This is a genomic window from Paenibacillus sp. FSL H8-0261 (assembly GCF_045040645.1).
In the GTDB taxonomy this organism is placed as follows: domain Bacteria; phylum Bacillota; class Bacilli; order Paenibacillales; family Paenibacillaceae; genus Paenibacillus_AQ.
In genome coordinates, this window is record NZ_CP150297.1 from 3,469,271 (window position 1) to 3,489,352 (window position 20,082).

Sequence of the window (20,082 nt, forward strand, 5' to 3'; positions counted from 1 at the left end):
CAACGATGAAAAATGAACAACTTAGTAGCAGCACTATTTTTCCTTTAGGGGAAAAGGTTAAAGCAAACTTTACGGGTGACGCTTATTTGCAAATGGTGTTTACAGATCCGAAGCCGCTTAATACCGCAATTGGTAATGTAACCTTTGCTCCAGGCGCACGCAATAACTGGCATGCTCATAAGGTTGGACAAGTTCTGTTAGTCACTGGTGGAAATGGCTGGTATCAGGAAGAAGGAAAACCTGCTCAATTGCTCGAAATAGGTGACGTGGTCAACATTCCAGCTAATGTGAGACATTGGCATGGCGCGACAAAGGATAGTTGGTTTGTTCACTTGGCTATGACTCCAGGCGAAACAGAATGGTTTGAAGCTGTCGAGGATGAATGGTTTGAAGCACTGTAAGAACTAAAACTCATTTAAACATAGAAATGGAGGCTTGCTTTATGGAATATATCAAATTTGGAAATACGGGAATGGACGTCTCTCGGATTTGCCTTGGTTGTATGAGCTTTGGAAAAGTGCTGCCTGGAGGGCACCAATGGGTGCTCGATGAGGAGAACAGTCGTCCTATCATTAAAAGAGCGCTTGAGCTCGGCATCAATTTTTTTGATACAGCTAATATTTACGCAAGTGGTTCCAGTGAAGAGATTATCGGACGTGCGCTTAAGGACTATGCGAATCGGGATGAAATTGTACTTGCCACGAAGGTCTGGGGCCAGATGCGTCCAGGTCCTAATGGTGGTGGGCTTTCTCGAAAAGCTATTATGAGCGAAATAGATAACAGTTTGAAGAGACTTGGGACCGATTATGTGGATCTCTATATCATTCACCGCTGGGATTATAACACACCCATTGAAGAAACCATGGAGGCCTTGCATGATGTGGTGAAGTCTGGAAAGGCTAGATATATCGGTGCGTCTGCTATGTATGCTTGGCAATTCCAAAAAGCATTACATGTGGCCGAGACAAATAGCTGGACTCGCTTTGTATCCATGCAAAATCACCTTAATCTCATCTACCGAGAAGAGGAAAGGGAAATGATGCCGCTTTGTCAGGATCAAAAAATTGCAGTAACTCCTTATAGTCCTCTGGCATCAGGAAGATTGATTCGCGATTGGTCGGAAACAACACGCAGATCCGAAACCGATCTCATTCAAAAATCAAAGTATGATTCAACCGCTGATGTAGATCGATTAATTGTTGAGCGAGTAGCGTCGTTAGCAGAGAAACGAGGCGTACCACGTACTCATATCGCACTTGCATGGCTGTTGCAAAAAGCTTCTGTAGCTGCTCCAATTGTGGGCGCGACGAAAATTGCTCAGCTCGAAGATTCAGTAGATGCTCTAGCGGTGAAATTATCACCTGAAGAAATTTCATTCCTTGAAGAGTTGTATGTTCCACATCCAATAGTTGGAGCTCAGTAATGAAGACTGGTTAAGCTTGTCACTTAAACGTAGACCTTTTCGCCGTCTTTGTGCATTCGAATATTAAAATAAAGCCGATGATCTAAACCAAAAGATCATCGGTTTTTTGTTTGCTTAATAAGATAACGGACCATGTATCTCTTAACGTAATTCACTTGGAGTCCGTTGTTTAATCTGTTTAAATACTCTGTTAAAGGTACGGATATTAGTGAAACCGCATTCCAGTGCGATATCTAAAATGGATTTGTCTGTGGTCAGCAGCAGCTGTTCTGCTTGGTTGACTCGGATGTTGCTAAGGTATGCAATATAGCTCATACCCGAAAGACTCTTGAAGAAGCGGGAGAAATAAAAGAGGCTCATATTGGCTTGCCTTGCGGCGTCAGCAAGTGTGATGGGATGCATGTAGTTGACGTCGAGGTATTCAAGAACCCCTTGCATAATCTTCATGTTAGTGATGCGCCTTTTATCTTTCTGTGGATTAATCTTATCCAAGGGAACATGCCGTAAAATGAGTCCGCTCCACTCGTGCAAAAGGCCAATGATTACCTGTTCATGATATTCCAGCTTCTGATTATATTCGTCCATAAGTTCCTGCAGGATCTGAGAAAGACGGTTGTTGATACGCACTTCTTCTTCTCGTATAGCTCGTTTCTCCATAAATGGGGAAGTCAGCCTCACATTCAAAGGCCATCCACCAGGAAAACCGATTAATGAAGGATTGAATATCACCATCATTATCTTGGAGCTGCTGTCTTTACTGTCATAGTAGTGGATGTCTCCGCTGCTGCATATAGCCATATCTCCCGCTTTCAAGATCCTCGTTTCGGAGTTAATTCCCATCCGAATTGAACCTTCAAATACATAGACTATCTCAAGATCGTTATGCCAGTGGGCTAGAAAATCAATATCATTAGACATTATTACAGTGAAGGGGAAAGTCGAATGGTAAGTTCTATTTTCGTGAAAGGCTTTCATGAGATCTCCTGTTCATGTGGTTTGAATTTTAGGTTCACCTCTAAAACTTAGCAAAAAATGACCATTCCTACAAGTGAAATGGCGAGCACACCTCTCTGATCTGGATTACAATTTCATCAGATGGACGAAAGGTTGATTACATATATAAAGGAATAGGAGATTGCAGGATGACGAAGAAAGCATTGATTGTAAAAGGTGGATGGGATGGGCATGAACCAAATGAAGTAGCCGCAATTTTTGCTGGCATTCTAGAGGCTGAAGGCTTTGAAGTTGAAGTGTCTGATACGTTGGAGAGCTTCAACAGTGCAGAGAAACTTACAGATTTAAGCCTTATTGTACCAGTATGGACCATGGGAGAAATCAGTAATGATCAGGTATCCTCAGTTCTGAAGGCAGTAGCTTCTGGAGTAGGAATTGCCGGTTGTCATGGAGGGATGTGCGACTCTTTCCGTAACAATACAGAGTGGCAATTTTTGACCGGGTCACAATGGGTAGCACATCCATTTAACGATGGGGTAGAGTACGAAGTTAATATCATGCATTCTGGCTCCAGTCCCATTGTGGAGGGCATCCAAGACTTCAAGGTGAAATCGGAACAATATTATTTACATGTAGATCCTGCAGTGGATGTCTTGGCAACAACTACGTTTGTAATGAGTGAGGGTGAGCATTCAGCAAATGGTGTCATCACGATGCCCGTTGTATATACGAAGAAATGGGGAAAAGGGAAGGTTTTCTATAATTCACTTGGCCATCATGCAGACGTTTTCGATATACCGGAAGCCAAGGAACTGATGCGAAAAGGCTTTTTGTGGGCGGCTAACTAAAACTGAGATAAGGTGGGAATGATCTTGCGCAAAGTGAAGGTAGGTATAGTCGGCTGCGGTAACATCAGCAGCATTTATTTTGAAAATTTGAACGGGACTTTCGTTAATACTGAGGTTTATGCTTGTTCCGACCTGGATAAAGGTCGTGCAGAGCAAGCGGCGGAGAAATATGTCGTTCCTCATGTATGGACGACAGAACAATTACTTGCTTCGGAAGAGATTGAAATAGTCGTTAATCTAACAACGCCTAATTTTCATTTTGACGTGTGCAAGCAAGCCTTGCTAGCTGGCAAGCATGTGTATGTGGAGAAGCCCTTATCCCTTTCCCTTGAAAATGGCACTGAGCTAGTTCGTCTGGCGAAGGAAAAGAACCTGTTCCTTGGCTGCGCACCAGATACTTTCCTTGGAGGCGGTCTACAAACCTGCAGTAAGCTGATTGCGGATGGTTATATCGGGGAGCCGGTGGCAGCAACTGCCTTTATGCTTTGCCATGGACATGAAAGCTGGCATCCTGATCCAGAATTTTATTATAAAGCCGGTGGAGGACCCATGTTTGACATGGGACCCTACTATCTAACTGCGTTAGTATCTTTGCTAGGCCCAGCTAAAACAGTATGCGGCATCACTAAAACCTCCTTTGCTCATAGAACGATCACGAGCGACAAAAAGTTTGGTAAAGTCATTGATGTAGAGGTGCCTACACATGTTGCCGGAACGATTGAGTTTGACAGTGGTGCTGTAGCAACCATGATTACCAGCTTTGATGTTTGGCACAGTACTTTACCGAGGATCGAAATCTACGGATCGCAAGGAACCTTGATCGTACCGGACCCTAACAACTTTGGAGGGCCGATCCTTTTACGCCCGGCACACAGCTCGGAATTCCAAGAGATCCCACTAATCTACAATTATGCAGATAATAATAGAGGCATAGGAGTAGCAGATATGGCACACTGCATCGACACGGGGGAGACTCCTCGTGCAAACGGAGAACTCGCCAATCACGTACTTGAGATCATGCATGCATTCCATACAAGTTCCGACTCTAAGCAATATGCTCAACTGGTAACCAGCTGCGAGCAGCCCAAGCCATTGCCGCTGGGCTTAGTCAAAGGGTATTTAGAGTAGTAATTTCCCAGAGCAAATACTAAATGTACGCTGCAGATAATCAGCTTTCAAAAAGGGTAGAAGACAGATCTTTAAGTCTTCTACCCTTTTTGGTTTGATGAATCACAGCATACACCAAATTTTCACCATACACTTACCAGACAGGTCTTGATCTCATAGTAGATTTATCTTCATTTGCTTTATATACAAGTGTTGTTAAATCATCTTTGAGCATTTGCAGTCGTTCAGTACCTATGATTTCAATCCAACGTTGCTCAATCTCAGTTAGTATTTCCTCTTTTGCTTTCACTGCTAACCAACCTCGCTCAGTCAAAACAATGATTTTTCCTCTCTTGTCAGTGGGATGATTTTCGCGAATTACATAACCACTTTTCTCAAGATAATCTACCATTTTACTTACAGCTTGCTTCGTAATTCCTAAATATTCGGCTAATTCTATACCTGTTGCTCCGTTTGGAGCAATACACTTAAACATAAAACCATGTACAGGTCTAATATCTGCAAATCCTAATTCACGCAATCTATCATGTAGTTCATTAATTGATGTACTAAAGGATAATGATAAAAGTGTTGTCAGATCCAATTCACTAAAGATTTCCTGAGTCATACATAAAACCTCCTTAAATAAAGTCAACTTAGTTGACTTTGTACGAAATACATTGTACTATGCGAAAAGTAGTCAATCAAGTTGACTATATTTTGTGTTGTGAAAGAAAAAGGAATCACTGAAACAGAATTAATAAATTATGGAGGGTTCTCATGACTAATATTGTTAAAGTTAGAGCAAGTGTATTTATTCCAACACCGTGGACTGATCCTAGGAAGGATGAAGAAACAGGAAACGTAATCCATTTTGAAGGTGACTCACGTGAATTCACACCCTATGCTGTCAACGCTATGCGCTCCAGAGTGGAACAAGAAGTAGTTGTAGATTTTTACAAAAAAGATATTTTCACATATGCAAATACTGGTATTACAACAGAAAGAGTCACTACTCCAGATGGTTCTGTTAATAAAAAAACAGGAAAAGCTACTACAGAAGGTATTTTGTGCACTGATATTGTGTGGGGCTCTGAAGACGTTAGGTTTCAAATGAGTGCAAGTGCTAGCAATCCATTAAATGCATTTGCACCTCCAGTTGACTATCTTTTAATAGTTCATATTCAAAAGGATGGTACTGTCAATATGCAAGGAGCACATGATGGATTTCCTTGTTTTGAATTTTATAAACAAGTGAACTTTGGAACGTTCGAACAAATTTATACACATGATTACAGAGTAACTGGTGATACTCCTGAAGCTATGGCTGGAGAAATGGAGTATGGTTTCAAAAAAATATTATAAACAACATAAGAGTGCACATCAGGAGGAACAAGGAATGACAACCGTTTTATTTGTAAAAGCAAACAATCGACCAGCAGATCAGTCGGTAAGTGTTAGATTATTTGAGGCTTTTTTAGCGAGCTATAAAGAATCACATCCAAATGACACTGTAGTAGAGCTGGATTTATACAATGAGGAGTTGCCTTACGTAGGTGCAGATATGATTAACGGAACATTTAAGTCTAGTAGAGGATTAGATTTAACAGTAGAAGAAGCAAAAGCAGTAGCTGTTGCTGATAAGTATTTAGATCCATTCCTTGCAGCGGATAAAGTCGTATTTGGGTTCCCTTTATGGAATTTAACCATCCCAGCTGTACTACACACATATATTGATTACTTAAACCGCGCAGGCAAAACATTTAAATATACGCCAGAAGGTCCAGTAGGGCTTATTGGAAATAAAAAAATAGTGTTATTAAACGCAAGTGGTGGTGTGTATTCTGAGGGACCAAAAGTTGATTTAGAGATGGCTGTTAAATATGTAACAAGTATGATGAACTTCTTTGGTGTGAAAAATATAGAGACTATTATCATTGAAGGGCACAGCCAATTCCCTGACAAGGCAGAAGAGATTATTGTCGCAGGGCTTGAAAAAGCTGTTAAAGTATCAAGGACGTTCTAATTAACCAAGCGTGTATCAGTCTATATAGGGCAGTACCAACACTTTTATAGCGGTGGTGCTGCTTTTTTATTCGCCTATTTCACTATTTTTTGGGAGTAGGTAAAGTCGATAGAAAGAAGGATTACATTACAATGGAAAGTTTATGGACAAAAAACTATATCATGCTGACCCTTACAGCTTTTTTACTATTTAGTGGATTTTATTTACTAATGCCAACTTTGCCTATGTTTATCAAACAACTAGGTGGAAGTGAATCTCAAGTTGGATTAATAATTGGAGTGTTTACAATATCGGCAGTAATTTTTCGTCCTATTATTGGAGGATTAATGGATCGGTTTGGTCGACGTGCATTTATAATAAGCGGATTACTATTTTTTGCTATAACCATGTATTTTTATGATTGGGTAACAGGCATTATATTTTTAGTAATATTACGTATCCTTCATGGAGTCAGCTGGGCAGTTGCTACAACTTCGATAGGAACGGCTGTGACTGATGTTATTCCACAATCTCGTCGTGGAGAAGGAATGGGATGGTATGGACTAGCAATGACATTAGGTATGGCGTTAGGACCAATCATTGGTCTTTGGGTAACAAAATCTTATTCATTTCATTACCTATTTCTTCTATGTACAGCATTAGCTTTGATTGCATACATACTTGGATTTGGTGCAAAAATTCCAACAGTACAAAACACATCAAAAAAAACAATATCATTTTATGAAAAAACAGTTTTACCTATCGCTATCGTTACATTTTTCTTATCATTTACTTTTGGTGGTATTACAACTTTTTTACCACTGTTTGCGGCAAATATTGAAGTTAACACGGGTTCTTTTTTCTTAGTGTATGCAGTCACACTTACAGTAATTAGACCACTTACAGGGAAGATATCCGATAAGTATGGGGAAGGGGTCATTATTGTACCTGCTCTTTTCATATTGATAGTCGCACTATTCGTCCTAACAATGACTAAAGGAATTGCTGGAGTGGTTATTACAGCTATTTTGTACGGAATTGGATTCGGATCAGCTCAACCAGCGCTTCAAGTAGCGATGATTCGATTAGCCCCACCAGCGAAAAGAGGTGTAGCGAACGCTACATTCTTTACTGCTTTTGATTTAGGAATTGGTTTAGGAGCTATACTACTTGGATTTGTTTCACAGCTTATGGGATATCAGATGGTATTTATTACTTGTGCTATATCTGGGTTTATTAGTCTGGTGCTTTTTATATTGATTGTAAAAAAGACACTAAAAACAACCTGAACCTTCGTTATCAATAAGACAGTAAACTTGATTTCATGGGTTTATATGATAGGATTTTGGATGAGGCAAGGCTCTATTAAGATTAAGAATAGGAGGTTGGGTATGCAAGAAAATACATTGATAGCCTCGGATTTCAGGTTTTCAATTAATCTCCCTGAAGACGCTATCGCTTCCTGGCATCAAGAACTTGAGGTAATGTACATCTTGCAGGGAACTGGGGTACTACAGTTGGATGACAATCAGTTTACCTATGAAGTTCAGCAGGATGACATTATTGTATTGAATAGCTACCAACTGCACGCTTTAAATATGAAAGGTTCGGGCAAGGCGCTATCGCTGTTTATCTCGCCGGCATTTTTGGCAGCTTTTTGTCCTGAGATTGAAAGTATAATTATAGAGTGTAAGTCTTTTCTATACCCTAAGGACGAACAAGCTCGCTTTAATGTAATCCGAAGTGAGTTCGCCAGTGTATTCCAGGCCTATTACAAAAACGAATCTCGTTTACCTATACTAATGCGTAGTCGTGTAGGTGTACTGCTGAACAGTCTAGTGCATACTTTTCTTGAGCAGAACAAGCAGAAGGATCCCTCCAAATCCTCAAGTAAGGAAAGATTGCGCAAAGCAACCGACTATCTCCACCGACATTATCGGGAAAATATTACTCTGAGTGGACTAGCCTCTACTATCTATTTAAGTAGCTCCTACCTGTCCCATTTATTTCAGAAACAGCTTGGCCTTACTTTTACTGCCTACCTTACAAATGTCAGACTGAGTCAGGCAGTGGCACTTCTTCGTAGTGAAAGAACGATCACGGACATCGCCTCAGAAGTTGGATTTCCAAGTACCAACGCTTTGATCGACGCCTTCAAACGGCGCTTTGGTGTTACACCAGGGCAATACCGTCAAGTAAATGAGCATGATGCGACAGATCCACAGGAGAACAGAATGGTCACAGCGGGATTTTCGACCGATTTCACTTCACTAATGCGGCATTTGCATCACAACGAGCACTCCATTGTCCAACCTCAGGTCAATGAGGGATATGATCTTCATGTGGACACTGGCCGTAAGATTCGGACGCTGAGTCATAACTGGCGGACGTTGATTAATGCAGGTTACGCCAAGGATCTGTTGAATGGCGCGATACAGGCGCAAATACGAAAGCTGCAAAAGGAGATTGGCTTTCGCTATATGCGCTGCAAAGGTCTGTTAGACGATGACATGATGCTGTATGTCAGGAAAATGTCTGGTAGCGCAGATTATAACTTTGTTTATGTAGATGAGGTACTGGACTTCATGCTTTCAGTGGAGTTAAAGCCTTATGTTGAATTTAGTTATATGCCTTCTGCATTAGCGAGGGAAGCCGTGTTTCCATTTAAGAGGCCAAGTATCCTTTCTATGCCTGAGCATCTAGACAAATGGCTCGACCTTGTGACTTCCCTTATTAGGCATTTCATTGATCGGTATGGGATTGAGTCCGTGCGGGAATGGAGATTTGCTCCTTTTGTGAGTCCAGAGTTCTCAGGATATGGTGTGTTTACCATGGAAGAATACTGGGTGCTTTACCGTGAAACCAGCCACGCCATCCGTGCTATCGATCCGCAGCTACATATTGTTGGTCCAGGAAGCAACATTGATTCTAGTAATTTTATCAGCGAATTCCTAGTGTCTTGCAGTAAGGGGAATTGTTTGCCCGACTCTCTGGCTCTACGTGCTTATCACAGCATCTTACCGGGTCAGGAAGACAATGGTCTTCAGCTCATGGCAGAGGATGAAGCTTTTCCACTTGCGGTAAGCGGCGATGAACAGTTTATGAAACACGCGTTACATAAGGTCAAAAAGCTGTTGCGTCAACGTGGTTTCGCTAGTCTGCCTGTGATTCTTGAAGAGTGGAGTAATAACATATGGCAGCGTGATTTGTGTAATGATACCTCCTACAAATCTGCTTTTCTTTTCAAAAATATTCTGGAGAATTACGACCACTTTGAGGCTATGGGATACTGGTCTCTCAGTGACCATATGGAGGAAATTGTTCCTTCGTCGGATCTTTTTCATGGCGGGTTTGGTTTATTCACTCGCGGAGGTTTGCCCAAAAGCTGTTATCGGGCGCTGCAATTGTTGCGTTATGCAGGAAGCGGTCTAATAGCTGAAGGTGATGGGTATTTTATAACTTCCTCGAAAGGTGAAATACAGATATTCCTATATAATTATTGTCATTATGATACTCTATATCGCTACCGTCATACCACTCACTTGACTCAAACCGAACGTTACAACGTGTTCAATATACGCAATACCCGTCAGTATCACATTCGTCTAGACGGCTTAACGCCGGGTGTTTATACAGAGCGAAGGTATTCAGTAGGTCCGGCTGGGGGAAGCGCCTTTGATGAATGGTTGAATATGGGGGCACCTAAGGACATGCGTCCAGAAGAATGGTCTTATCTTGAAGGTCGGTCCCTGCCGTTATTTCAAATGCGTTCGCTGCAAGTGACAGCAAATTTTGTGGTAAATGCTGTTGTACAACCTCATGAGGTACAAGTGATTAGATTAACACGTTAAATAGAGAATAGTATAACAAGGATGACTTTAGTGTTGTCCTTTTTTGTTTTTTATATTGTATTTTTGCTCTCGACATCATTTTTGAAATCGCTTTCAATAATAATGATAAAAGAAGGATATAACAAAAGAAATAATGCGATATTTTTTCTGCAAACCCAAACCTATAATTGAGTTATGGCAACCAATACAAATCGCCGCAAATCATTTTACCATACAACATTTGAAAAGGAGTAATCATCATGGAACGTAAATATTCGCAACAGCTTCTTACATCGATGCTAGAAAGGCAACATGTAATTAATGAAAATGGACTGGATATCCTGATTAAGCCTATTCCTGAAACCGATGAGCCTGGCGTGCTGGATCCACGCTTTTATCAAAGTATGGAGTCAATCCTAAAAGGCTTCAAGGGAATGCTGGTTAAGATGATGTTGAAAGGCAGCCGAAAGAAAAATATCCAAAAAAGTGCAGCTCAAATGCGCAAGATGATGAATGGCGTGAACAGCATTCCGATTACTGAAGGTGTTGATGTGAGGCATGCTACCGTTCAAAACGGTGATGTTGCTGTCCCAGTGCGAATTTACACTTCGCAGAAGAAGAGTGGAGAGTTGCAGCCAGTGTTCTATTACATCCACGGAGGCGGTTTCGTAGCAGGAGGACCCGAAGTAGTAGAGGAGATGTGCAAGCTTGTGGTTGCAAATACGGGCTGTGTATCGATTCAGGTTGATTACCGCTTAGCTCCGGAGAACCCATACCCCGCTGGACTCGACGACTGTTATACCGTGTTGAAATGGATATATGCTCACGCCGAAGAATTTAATGGTGATCCGAATCGCATCTGTATTTCCGGTGATTCCGCAGGTGGGAATTTAGCCACGGTATGCGCAATGAAAGATCGGGATGAAGGAACGCAGATGGTAAAGGCACAGGCACTACTATATCCAAGCGTGGACGCAGCAGGTATGCAGGAACATATGCAGCGCAGAGATGTTTATGAAATATCCCCTTCTCAGGAAAAAGAAATTAGATCTATATTGGATCTGTTGAGCGGTGGTTTAGGAACTGTCGGCTTAGGTGAATATCTGGGCGTGCCCGATGATACAATCCCTCATGTGAGCCCGCTGCGAGGAGATCTGAAAGGGATGCCGCCTGTCATTATTTTGTTTGGCGAATATGACTTTCTGCGGATTGAGGATGATGCATATGCCTTAAAGCTGAAGGAGTCGGGCGTCAAAGTGAAAACGGTACGGTACAAAGGACTTTCTCACGGCTTTGCCGATCAGGTGGGGGTCACACCGCAAGCGGAAGATAGTTTGATTGAAATTGGGAATTTCATGCTGGAGAATGTGTAATAAATTATATTCAAAAGCCGCTCATTGCGGCTTTTTTTATTGTTCTGAAATTACTATTAAATCTTGTCATCAGGCACATTCATGCTCCGGCTATATTGTAAGTTTAGACCTGTCGTCATTCAAATGAGTGTTAACCACTCTACTGAATTATCTGGCCTAATATGCTAAGCTTTATATAGTAGAGCATTATACTGCTTGAGTTCAGTGATTACCATAATAGGAGTGATATTTTGCAGACAAAGATCAACCTAGAAGGCGAATGGAAGTTGCAATTGGATGAGACAAAACAGGGACTAACCTTGCCTTTTACAGATGTTATCACACTGCCGGGAACAACGTCATACGCACGTAATGGACCAAAGAACGAGGAAGTTTTAGTAAGCGCTCTAACCGATGAATATTTGTTTGAAGGGCAAGTCTGGTTTGCAAGAGAGGTATTCATTCCGGATGAGCTGGCCGGTAAGGCCTGCTATCTATTTTTGGAACGGACGAGACTAACGACGCTTTGGCTGGACAATACGGAGATCGGTAGCCGTAACAGTCTGAACACCCCGCATATATATGAATTGCCGAAGCTACAAGCTGGAATTCATACAATCACCGTCCGTGTGGACAATACCGATTACCCAACCAAAGGCGGACATTTGACTTCACAGGATACCCAGACCAACTGGAATGGAATTACCGGTCGTATGGAGCTTCAGTTCTATGGGGAATCGCAGCTTACTAATATCCGACTGGAGTCGAATCTGGCTGCACGTACGGTTCGTATTACAGCAACTTTGGACAGCAACTGTGAAACTACGCTTGCGGTGTCTGCTCAAAGCTTCAATAGTGAAGAGACACACACGGTGGACGAGCGTGAGTTTCCTGTTTCACCGGGGCTTTTTTCCGTCGATTATGTGCTAGGCCAAAACGCGTTGCTCTGGAGTGAAGGCGCTCCCAATCTTTATAATATAACCCTTGTTTTGAAAGACAGGGATGGACATATTACTGACCAACAGGAGCTTATCTTTGGTTTGAAGGAATTCCGAGCGGAGGGCGACAAGTTTACAATCAACGGAGAGAAAACCTTTCTCCGCGGCAAACATGACGGCCTGATCTTCCCGCTCACCGGCTATGCCCCAACTGATGTCGAGGAATGGGTAAGAATCCTTGGCATTTCCAAGTCCTACGGTATCAATCATTATCGCTTCTATACCTGTTGTCCACCGGAGGCGGCATTTACCGCTGCGGATATGCTTGGGATCTATATGCAACCAGAACTTCCATTCTGGGGTACAATCACGGAAGAAACCGATGATGGCCATAATCAAGCAGAGCAGGATTATCTGATCAGTGAGGGTTATGCCATTCTCCAGGCCTTCGGCAATCATCCCTCCTTCGTGATGATGTCCCTTGGTAATGAGTTATGGGGCAGTAAAGCTAAAATTGATTCTTTCCTGAAGGACTATAAAGCGTTCGATAAACGGATTCTCTATACACAGGGCTCCAATAACCACCAATGGGTACCGGAAATTCTGGAACATGACGATTTCTTCAGTGGGGTACGCTTTTCCAGAGAACGACTATTTAGAGGCTCTTATGCCATGTGTGATGCACCACTAGGACATGTACAGACTGCCTTGCCGAGTACAATGAAGGATTATGATGATCAAATCGTACCTTTGGATCTCTTGAATGGAGAGAAGATGGAAGATACAGCTGGCGGTGAGATCCAGATTCAGTATGGTACCGAAGCAAAGACCGTGAAGGCAGATGAGGCTTCCGGCGAATGGATACCGCACATTCCTGTTGTTTCGCATGAGATTGGACAATACGCAACCTATCCAAATTTTGAAGAGATCGAAAAATATAACGGACCACTCAAGGCCGAGAATTTCAAAATTTTCCGTGAACGCTTGGAAAGTAAGGGACTGGGGCATTTAGCCGCTAAATACTTCGAATGTTCAGGGCAGCTGGCCGTATCCTGTTACAAAGAGGAACTCGAGGCGGCATTCCGCTCCCGGCGGCTTGCCGGCTTCCAGCTCCTGGATCTCCAGGATTTCAGCGGTCAGGGAACAGCATTAGTAGGTGTCCTCGACGCCTTTATGGATTCCAAAGGAATGATTAGCCCTGAGGAATGGCGAACCTTTTGCAATGATGCCGTTCTGCTGGCGAGATTTCCTAAGTATAACTATGTCTCCGGTGAACCGTTCGATGCCCATGTAGAGCTAAGCTGCTTCCGCAGCGGTTTGCCAGATACACTTGAATTACGTTGGGAACTAACTGTGGATAACGGCATTTTGACAGAAGGGACAACCGAGGTGAACGTTCCTGCAGGAACGAATTACATCAATATCTGCGATTTGGAAATAACGCTGCCTGTAGTTAACCGGATGAGTACTATCGTATTGTCTCTCTCGATACAGGGGACAGATATTCGTAAGAGCTACGATCTATGGATTTACCCAGAAAAGAGCGGCAATATGCTGGAAGGCATCCATGTATTCGACAAGCTGTCTAGTGATGCGCTTGCACTGCTGGAGCAAGGTGAGAGCGTGCTGCTGATGCCGAAACCGGAAACTCTCCAAAATGCTGTCGAAGGTTATTACTGCACAGATTTCTGGTGTTACCCAATGTTCCGCTCAATTTCAGAGAGCATGAACCGGCCAGTTCCTGTGGGTACCATGGGGCTGTTAATTGATAACAGCCATCCTGTATTCCACGAGTTCCCTACCGAGAAGTATTCAACCTATCCATGGTGGAATATCGTTCAGCACTCAAAATCCATTATCATGGATGAAGCTGATCGCAGTTGGAATCCCGTGGTGCAGACCATCGACAATTTTGAAAGAAATCATAAGCTTAGTTTCCTCGTGGAATGCAGCGTAGGAGCAGGCAACTTACTAGTGTGCGCTTTAGATGCAGACAAGGTAAGCGATACGCCTGAAGGAAGACAGTTCTTATCAAGCCTTGCGGGTTACATGAAATCCGCAGCGTTCAAACCACAATACAAAGCAACTGTTAACGAGCTTCTTGAGTTAATCAAGTAGGGGTTTGCTAAGGCTCTTCATTGTATTTCATATGGATGAACAGAACACAGGGACAGTGATTCTTTATATACGATGGACCGTTTAACAGCAGAGCAGCGATTCTCTAAGTCACGAGAGAACCGCTGCTCTTTTTGTGCTAGTTAGGACGCAGACTTCAACTTCAACAGTGTAATCATCCTCTAGCTTGTGAGAGTTTCGGACTCCAGTGAACCTATTACTCAGAAAGAGGCTCAATTACAGAGTTTTTATGCGAATAGCGACTATAGGGTCCGTTAGCATTCCAAAAGTGTAATAATACTGCGCTTAGGGTCATCTCAGTCCGATAGGTGCTACATCGTTGCAGGAGTTCTTGAATCTCAAACCAAACAAAAAGCAAAGGAGATCCCCAGTGGCCCTTCACGGCTAGAGGGAACTCCTTTTTCGCGTTCTACAAACGGCTTGTTTCTAGAATGGTTGTTTGTATTTATCTGCAACTGCGCAGATTAACAAACGATTTCACAGGGTTAGGGGCCTTCGAAAATGATAACCCGATGCTATCATTGGTAATGAAGCTGGATGAATAGAATTGTAAGCGCATTAACCGATGGCGCCAGAGCCGTTCTTAGTCATGAACAGCGCCAAATTAAGCAGGATTTGGGGGAACGGGAGAAGACATGAAACAAATTTTATTGAACGATCTAAAGTGGGAAGTCAAAGGGTACTGGCCTTGGGTTCCGTTAAAGGGCACCAGCATGGAGCTAGGGCAGGAATTGATGGGAGTTACAGACTGGATGCCAGCTACTGTGCCGGGTGGAGTTCATTATGATCTCTACAGACAGGGCTGGATTAGCAATCCTTATGAAGAGTTGAACAGCTTAAGCTGTGAATGGGTAGAGAACCGTTGGTGGGTTTACCGCACGACTTTGAAACATCCTGAGCTGAAGGCATCCCGAGTTGAACTGGTCTTTCAGGGGCTAGACTATGAAGCAGCTGTTTACGCCGACAATATCCTGTTGGGTGAACATAAGGGAATGTTCGAGCCTGCTGTATTTGATGTTACAGATCTCCTCTCGGAGCGGGAGAGTCTGGAAATCTCAGTGCTACTGAAGCAAGCACCGGATGAAATGGGGCAAATCGGCAAAACATCGGCCACCTTTACGCAGAAGAGCCGTTTTAATTATAAATGGGATTTCTCCACCAGGTTAGTTAACGTCGGAATCTGGGATGATGTGGTACTGAGAGTTCACCGGGATTGTTCTTGGCAAGACGTGTCGATCACTACAGATGCAGAGCTTGGTGAGAATGACGGGCAGGTGTCTGGTCGAATTTCTATTCAGGCAAGCATCAAACAGATGGCTGGTCCTGAACGTACAGGGAGGCTGACAGCGAGCATCACTTGTTCTGATCCGAAGGGGAATCCGCTGCTGGTTCAGTCGTACTCTGTTCTTGCGGGAGAAGTTGTGAACGCGGAGCTCGAAATACCTGAACCTCAGCTATGGTATCCAAACGGTTACGGAGAACAACCACTCTACAGCCTTGAGTTGAAGCTAATGGACGAAGACGATATGGAGCTCGATACACGAAGCTTACAGACAGGCATCCGCAAACTTAATTATATCCTTAATGAAGGAAGCCCCGACAACGCGCTACCTTATACGGTTGTGATCAACGGGTGCAAGATTTATATAAAAGGGGTAAATATGACACCCTTGGATCATCTCTACGGAAATGTGACGGTCGAACAGTATCAGCAGATGATCCATCTTATGAAAGCGGCACATATCAACCTCGTTCGGGTATGGGGCGGTGGAATCATTGAGAAGAAAGCGTTTTACGACTTATGTGATGTAAACGGCATTATGGTCTGGCAGGAGTTCATCCAATCGAGTTCTGGCATTGATAATATTCCATCCAAGCAGCCAGAGTTCCTGGAACTGCTGCGTAAGACGGCTTGCACCGCACTCTGCGACAAACGCAATCATGTATCACTAACGGTATGGAGCGGTGGAAATGAATTAATGAGTGAACCAAACAAGCCTTCAGACCTCAGTGATTCCAATCTGGCGATGCTAAAGGGGCTGGTAGAGCAGTATGATCCGCAGCGGCTCTTTCTGCCGACCTCGGCATCTGGTCCGGTGGAGTATATTACGGAAGCCAACGGCCAGGGGCATGATGTTCATGGCTACTGGAAGTATATGGGCAACCCCTATCACTACGAATTATATGGCAGTAACGATAATCTACTGCATAGCGAATTTGGAGTGGACGGTCTGAGTTCTCTCAAAAGCCTAGAGAAATTTCTGAATGAAGCCAACCAGCAGCCTGTCTCGATGGAGAACAGCGCCGTATGGAGACATCACGGGGAGTGGTGGGATACGCTAAGCCGTGAAGAAGAAATGTTCGGTAGCATGAATGATTTGAAGCAGTTCTCTGCTTGCAGCCAATGGATGCAGGCAGAAGGAATCCGCTTCGTGCTGGAGGCTAACCGTCGCCGCAAATTCCGGAACAGCGGCAGCATTGTCTGGCAGTTCAACGAGCCATGGCCGAATGTGTCTTGCACCAATCTTGTAGATTATTATGGTGAAACTAAAATGGCCTACCACTGGGTGAAACAAGCCTTCCGTCCGCAGCATGCTTCGTTAGATTATCGCAGCCTACTTTTAACGCCTGGTACTAGATTTCATGAAAATGTATTCGTGCATGGTGTGGATGGAGGCAAGGTAAAGGTTGATGCAGAAGTGCTAGATGCAACGGGCAGAAGCCTATATCGGCAAACCTTCGAGGCAGAAGGAGACAAAGATCGTGCTGTCTGTGTTGGGGAGTTGAATTTCAGCGTGCCTGAGCCTGAGGATCTATTATATTTTGTCAGATTGTCATTCCAGAACATTGAAGAAGAATCGCAGCAAAATTTATATGTGTTCTCTACCGCTAACCAACATCTTTATGCCCCAGCACTTGATCTTACAGGTGGCAACCTTCAGGTGTGGCAGGAAAGCTTATGGCAACCTACTGGTGTAGGAAAGATAAGTCACCAAGCTCACTTCACTCTCCATAATACTGGTAGTGAAGTACTGTTACATGTACATGCAGAGGAGAAGGGGGACCGCTACTGGATGGAAGCAGAAGAACAGTTCCTCACCCTTTTTCCAGGAGAAAAAAGGACGGTGACGGTTACTTGCACACCAAAACTGTCGGGAGGATTTCTGGCTGGGGAGAATTACTGTAGTACCGACGGTCTGCCAGAAATTAAATTTTGCTCGTTTCTGACAGCACATGGCGATACGATACCAGATGAAGGAGAAGGAATTTATGAGTAAATCATTGTGTTTTGTACCGGGGAAATACGTTCCGCTAAGTCGCTTTATTCTGAGTGGTGGATCTGAACCCATTGCTCTACCCGTTACTAGGGCTGTGGCCGATTACTTAAAATTGCACAACGCAGAACTACTGCTAGCCTGCTTGCGGAGCGGTGAAGTGACTTTCCACAGAGCCGCTTGGTCAACCCTGCGAGAGGATACAGTCGAGGCTGAGAACGCTGAAGGAACCCAGAATTCAGAGGAAGGAGTGTTCGTATTGGTCAGTCCGTTACTGATCAATACGCTTCCAGTAGTGTCACACTGGGATAACAGTGCTGCTGAGGGGAAAGGCGGCTTCCGTTATGGTGGGACCGACGGCATCGGGACCCTGCGGATGGACGAAGCTGGAGAGAAGGTTGTAGCTGAGCATGTACGGCTCTATAATAACGATCCAGATAGCCCTTATGTATACAATACCGAAGATTATCAGTTGTTCGGCAGTAACGAAGGGGATAAAGAACTTAAAACCCCGCAATTTGAACGCTATATTGGTGACCGCTACAGTCTCTATGCAGTAGATGATTTAGTTGCCATCTCCTTGAGCGACCGTATCCTTGAGACCTTCGGGTATCCGGTGGTCTACCGTAATGAATCCGCTGACGATGGGGCTCTTTTAAGCAATGCGCCTGTGTTTCAGCTCATCAGCGGCAGTCTGTTAGTTACGAAGAACGGTCAGCATAGCCTTGCGTCCTATATTTTGCCGCCCAATTGGAGTGCGAAAAGTGTTAAGGGCTATCCGCTGTTATTCAACGGTTATTATGATGCCAATGAAAATACCTTCAGCACTGTAGGTCCCTCATTTCTGGAAATCATCGGAAAGACTCTGGCCAGCACAGGCAAAGGTGTTGTTGGTGTTCTCTGGAACGGTGGAGGTTACATCGGCAGCCGCTCCCTGCAAGGCTCCATTTACGCCGGCATTGGGGCGGCAATTGCCAGAGGCCAAGATAGCTATGGTGGTGATGCGGAGCAGGTTGTGGCCGTGGGTGGCTCACGCGGTGGGCTGACCGCGTTGCTGGCGGGAGGTAATCCTCTAAGGCTGCCGTACCGGGTGCGGTACACATTGTGTTATGCACCTCCGCTAATTCTGAATGGGCTTACCCGTGAGTTTGCGGAAGGGGCATGCCCGTTGATCTGGCACGTGGCAGAGGTGGACACCGGGTACCGGGATATCTGGAAGAAGGACTGGCGGCATCCTCAGACCAGAAGATCAGGTATCGAGACTCTGCTACAGACACTTACGGGAGCCGGTGACTCTGCAAGTCTGCGGGAAACGACCGGACTGGAATCCGATTTCTTCCTAGACGGCCTTAAAGCGAGCGGCACTAAGCTACTGATAAACCACGGCACGCATGATGCCTTTACCCTCAGCCGATTCAGCTTTACCTTCGCGGCCTTGGTCCGGAGTCGCGGCATTCCACTTCGCCATGAGATCGGCTACCGCTTCGGGCATAACAACTGCACGGACCTTTACGAGCAGGCTGCTCTGTGTCTAAAAGCTATACTACAGGAACAGGAGCTTGAATTCACGGGGACGGTGCATTATCGCAGACGCAGTCCAGCTGCGGGCGAGTGGGAGCAGACGGAACGTTTTGTTCCGGTTCATCAGCCAGTTTTACTGGAGGCACCGAAGTTCGTTGCGGTGGGTAGTCCAGTGGCTTGGACTCTTTATGGAGAGCCGGGAATGGAATACCGCCTAGAGCTGGGAATCCTAGATCAGCAGGCTTGGGAACAGAAGCAGCAGGTAGTCCGTAATGAGTGCATTACCCTCGCTTCCGGTGTTTTACCTGACAAACAGCATCCTCTTGAACTCTGCTCGTGGCAGGATGGGGTAAGTCAACTCGCTGACGGGCAGCATGCGGGTTATTATCTCTATGAGTTATCTTACAGGCTCAAGGGTGAACAGGACTGGAACGTAGTATCTCCATCCCGTGTGCCGCAGCCCGGCGTGGAGCCGCAGGCGGTACTCCGCATTTTGGAGGAGCAGCCCAATCCGGCGAGCGAAGCATTTCGAGCGGAAGCAGCCGTCCTATGCATTAGCTCAGGGCTAAGTGAGGCCTAAACAAAACGTCATACCATGAACATAAGCGGTGTACGACCATTCCGGTGCGTACATCGCTTTTTTTTGAAATATAAGAAAGTATAAGGTTCATACCATACACAATCTTTTATATT

General features: G+C 44.3%; 14 protein-coding genes. 12 read left to right on the forward strand and 2 right to left on the reverse strand.

Features of this window, described 5'->3' with window-relative positions; translation table 11 throughout:
* The first annotated feature begins 5 nt into the window (after nucleotides 1-5).
* Nucleotides 6-401, forward strand: a complete 396-nt coding sequence (locus tag MHI27_RS15445; protein WP_042188320.1) for a cupin domain-containing protein — start codon at nucleotides 6-8, stop codon at nucleotides 399-401.
* 41 nt (nucleotides 402-442) lie between these two features.
* Nucleotides 443-1,423 (forward strand): aldo/keto reductase, encoded by a 981-nt coding sequence (locus MHI27_RS15450; RefSeq protein WP_405174098.1) that lies wholly within the window; start codon nucleotides 443-445, stop codon nucleotides 1,421-1,423.
* A 141-nt stretch (nucleotides 1,424-1,564) separates the two neighbouring features.
* On the opposite strand, the gene MHI27_RS15455 is transcribed toward MHI27_RS15450, so the two are convergent.
* Nucleotides 1,565-2,398: an AraC family transcriptional regulator gene (locus MHI27_RS15455; RefSeq protein WP_042188324.1), complete on the reverse strand. Its 834-nt coding sequence runs from the start codon at nucleotides 2,396-2,398 to the stop codon at nucleotides 1,565-1,567.
* Nucleotides 2,399-2,565: 167 nt separating this feature from the next.
* On the opposite strand from MHI27_RS15455, the gene MHI27_RS15460 reads away from it, so the two are divergent.
* The gene (locus tag MHI27_RS15460) at nucleotides 2,566-3,225 is read left to right on the forward strand and encodes a ThuA domain-containing protein (RefSeq protein ID WP_405174099.1); all 660 of its coding nucleotides are present in this window, start codon (nucleotides 2,566-2,568) and stop codon (nucleotides 3,223-3,225) included.
* Between the two features lie 24 nt (nucleotides 3,226-3,249).
* Entirely contained in the window at nucleotides 3,250-4,353 is a 1,104-nt protein-coding gene (locus MHI27_RS15465) for a Gfo/Idh/MocA family protein (protein WP_405174100.1), read from the forward strand.
* A gap of 133 nt (nucleotides 4,354-4,486) precedes the next feature.
* Here MHI27_RS15465 and MHI27_RS15470 read toward each other — a convergent pair whose 3' ends face one another.
* Nucleotides 4,487-4,960, reverse strand: a complete 474-nt coding sequence (locus tag MHI27_RS15470; protein ID WP_340969498.1) for a MarR family transcriptional regulator — start codon at nucleotides 4,958-4,960, stop codon at nucleotides 4,487-4,489.
* 152 nt (nucleotides 4,961-5,112) lie between these two features.
* On the opposite strand from MHI27_RS15470, the gene MHI27_RS15475 reads away from it, so the two are divergent.
* The 8 genes from MHI27_RS15475 (at nucleotide 5,113) to MHI27_RS15510 (ending at nucleotide 19,969) form a co-directional block, all read left to right on the forward strand.
* The gene (locus MHI27_RS15475) at nucleotides 5,113-5,697 is read left to right on the forward strand and encodes a DUF3238 domain-containing protein (protein WP_405174101.1); all 585 of its coding nucleotides are present in this window, start codon (nucleotides 5,113-5,115) and stop codon (nucleotides 5,695-5,697) included.
* A gap of 34 nt (nucleotides 5,698-5,731) precedes the next feature.
* Nucleotides 5,732-6,358 carry an FMN-dependent NADH-azoreductase gene (locus MHI27_RS15480; protein WP_076299765.1) on the forward strand — a complete coding sequence of 209 codons (627 nt, stop codon included), beginning with the start codon at nucleotides 5,732-5,734 and terminating at the stop codon, nucleotides 6,356-6,358.
* Nucleotides 6,359-6,489: 131 nt separating this feature from the next.
* Nucleotides 6,490-7,626 (forward strand): MFS transporter, encoded by a 1,137-nt coding sequence (locus MHI27_RS15485; protein ID WP_405174102.1) that lies wholly within the window; start codon nucleotides 6,490-6,492, stop codon nucleotides 7,624-7,626.
* A 102-nt stretch (nucleotides 7,627-7,728) separates the two neighbouring features.
* Complete coding sequence (locus tag MHI27_RS15490; protein ID WP_405174103.1) at nucleotides 7,729-10,188, forward strand: GH39 family glycosyl hydrolase; 2,460 nt, start codon at nucleotides 7,729-7,731, stop codon at nucleotides 10,186-10,188.
* A 239-nt stretch (nucleotides 10,189-10,427) separates the two neighbouring features.
* Nucleotides 10,428-11,540 (forward strand): alpha/beta hydrolase, encoded by a 1,113-nt coding sequence (locus MHI27_RS15495; RefSeq protein WP_076299768.1) that lies wholly within the window; start codon nucleotides 10,428-10,430, stop codon nucleotides 11,538-11,540.
* Nucleotides 11,541-11,770: 230 nt separating this feature from the next.
* Complete coding sequence (locus tag MHI27_RS15500) at nucleotides 11,771-14,575, forward strand: glycoside hydrolase family 2 TIM barrel-domain containing protein (RefSeq protein WP_405174104.1); 2,805 nt, start codon at nucleotides 11,771-11,773, stop codon at nucleotides 14,573-14,575.
* A 653-nt stretch (nucleotides 14,576-15,228) separates the two neighbouring features.
* Nucleotides 15,229-17,871, forward strand: coding sequence for a glycosyl hydrolase 2 galactose-binding domain-containing protein (locus MHI27_RS15505; RefSeq protein WP_405174105.1), 2,643 nt, complete (start codon nucleotides 15,229-15,231; stop codon nucleotides 17,869-17,871).
* Nucleotides 17,864-19,969: a hypothetical protein gene (locus MHI27_RS15510; protein WP_405174106.1), complete on the forward strand. Its 2,106-nt coding sequence runs from the start codon at nucleotides 17,864-17,866 to the stop codon at nucleotides 19,967-19,969. The genes MHI27_RS15505 and MHI27_RS15510 overlap by 8 nt, the downstream gene beginning before the upstream one ends.
* Nucleotides 19,970-20,082: the final 113 nt, after the last annotated feature.

Bases quoted from the DNA above. Each gene is read 5' to 3' on its own strand.
- MHI27_RS15480 (WP_076299765.1), top strand. From the start codon at position 5,732: ATGACAACCGTTTTATTTGTAAAAGCAAACAATCGACCAGCAGATCAG.
- MHI27_RS15495 (WP_076299768.1), top strand. From the start codon at position 10,428: ATGGAACGTAAATATTCGCAACAGCTTCTTACATCGATGCTAGAAAGG.
- MHI27_RS15475 (WP_405174101.1), top strand. From the start codon at position 5,113: ATGACTAATATTGTTAAAGTTAGAGCAAGTGTATTTATTCCAACACCG.
- MHI27_RS15460 (WP_405174099.1), top strand. From the start codon at position 2,566: ATGACGAAGAAAGCATTGATTGTAAAAGGTGGATGGGATGGGCATGAA.
- MHI27_RS15485 (WP_405174102.1), top strand. From the start codon at position 6,490: ATGGAAAGTTTATGGACAAAAAACTATATCATGCTGACCCTTACAGCT.
- MHI27_RS15445 (WP_042188320.1), top strand. From the start codon at position 6: ATGAAAAATGAACAACTTAGTAGCAGCACTATTTTTCCTTTAGGGGAA.
- MHI27_RS15455 (WP_042188324.1), bottom strand. From the start codon at position 2,398: ATGAAAGCCTTTCACGAAAATAGAACTTACCATTCGACTTTCCCCTTC.
- MHI27_RS15470 (WP_340969498.1), bottom strand. From the start codon at position 4,960: ATGACTCAGGAAATCTTTAGTGAATTGGATCTGACAACACTTTTATCA.
- MHI27_RS15510 (WP_405174106.1), top strand. From the start codon at position 17,864: ATGAGTAAATCATTGTGTTTTGTACCGGGGAAATACGTTCCGCTAAGT.
- MHI27_RS15505 (WP_405174105.1), top strand. From the start codon at position 15,229: ATGAAACAAATTTTATTGAACGATCTAAAGTGGGAAGTCAAAGGGTAC.
- MHI27_RS15450 (WP_405174098.1), top strand. From the start codon at position 443: ATGGAATATATCAAATTTGGAAATACGGGAATGGACGTCTCTCGGATT.
- MHI27_RS15490 (WP_405174103.1), top strand. From the start codon at position 7,729: ATGCAAGAAAATACATTGATAGCCTCGGATTTCAGGTTTTCAATTAAT.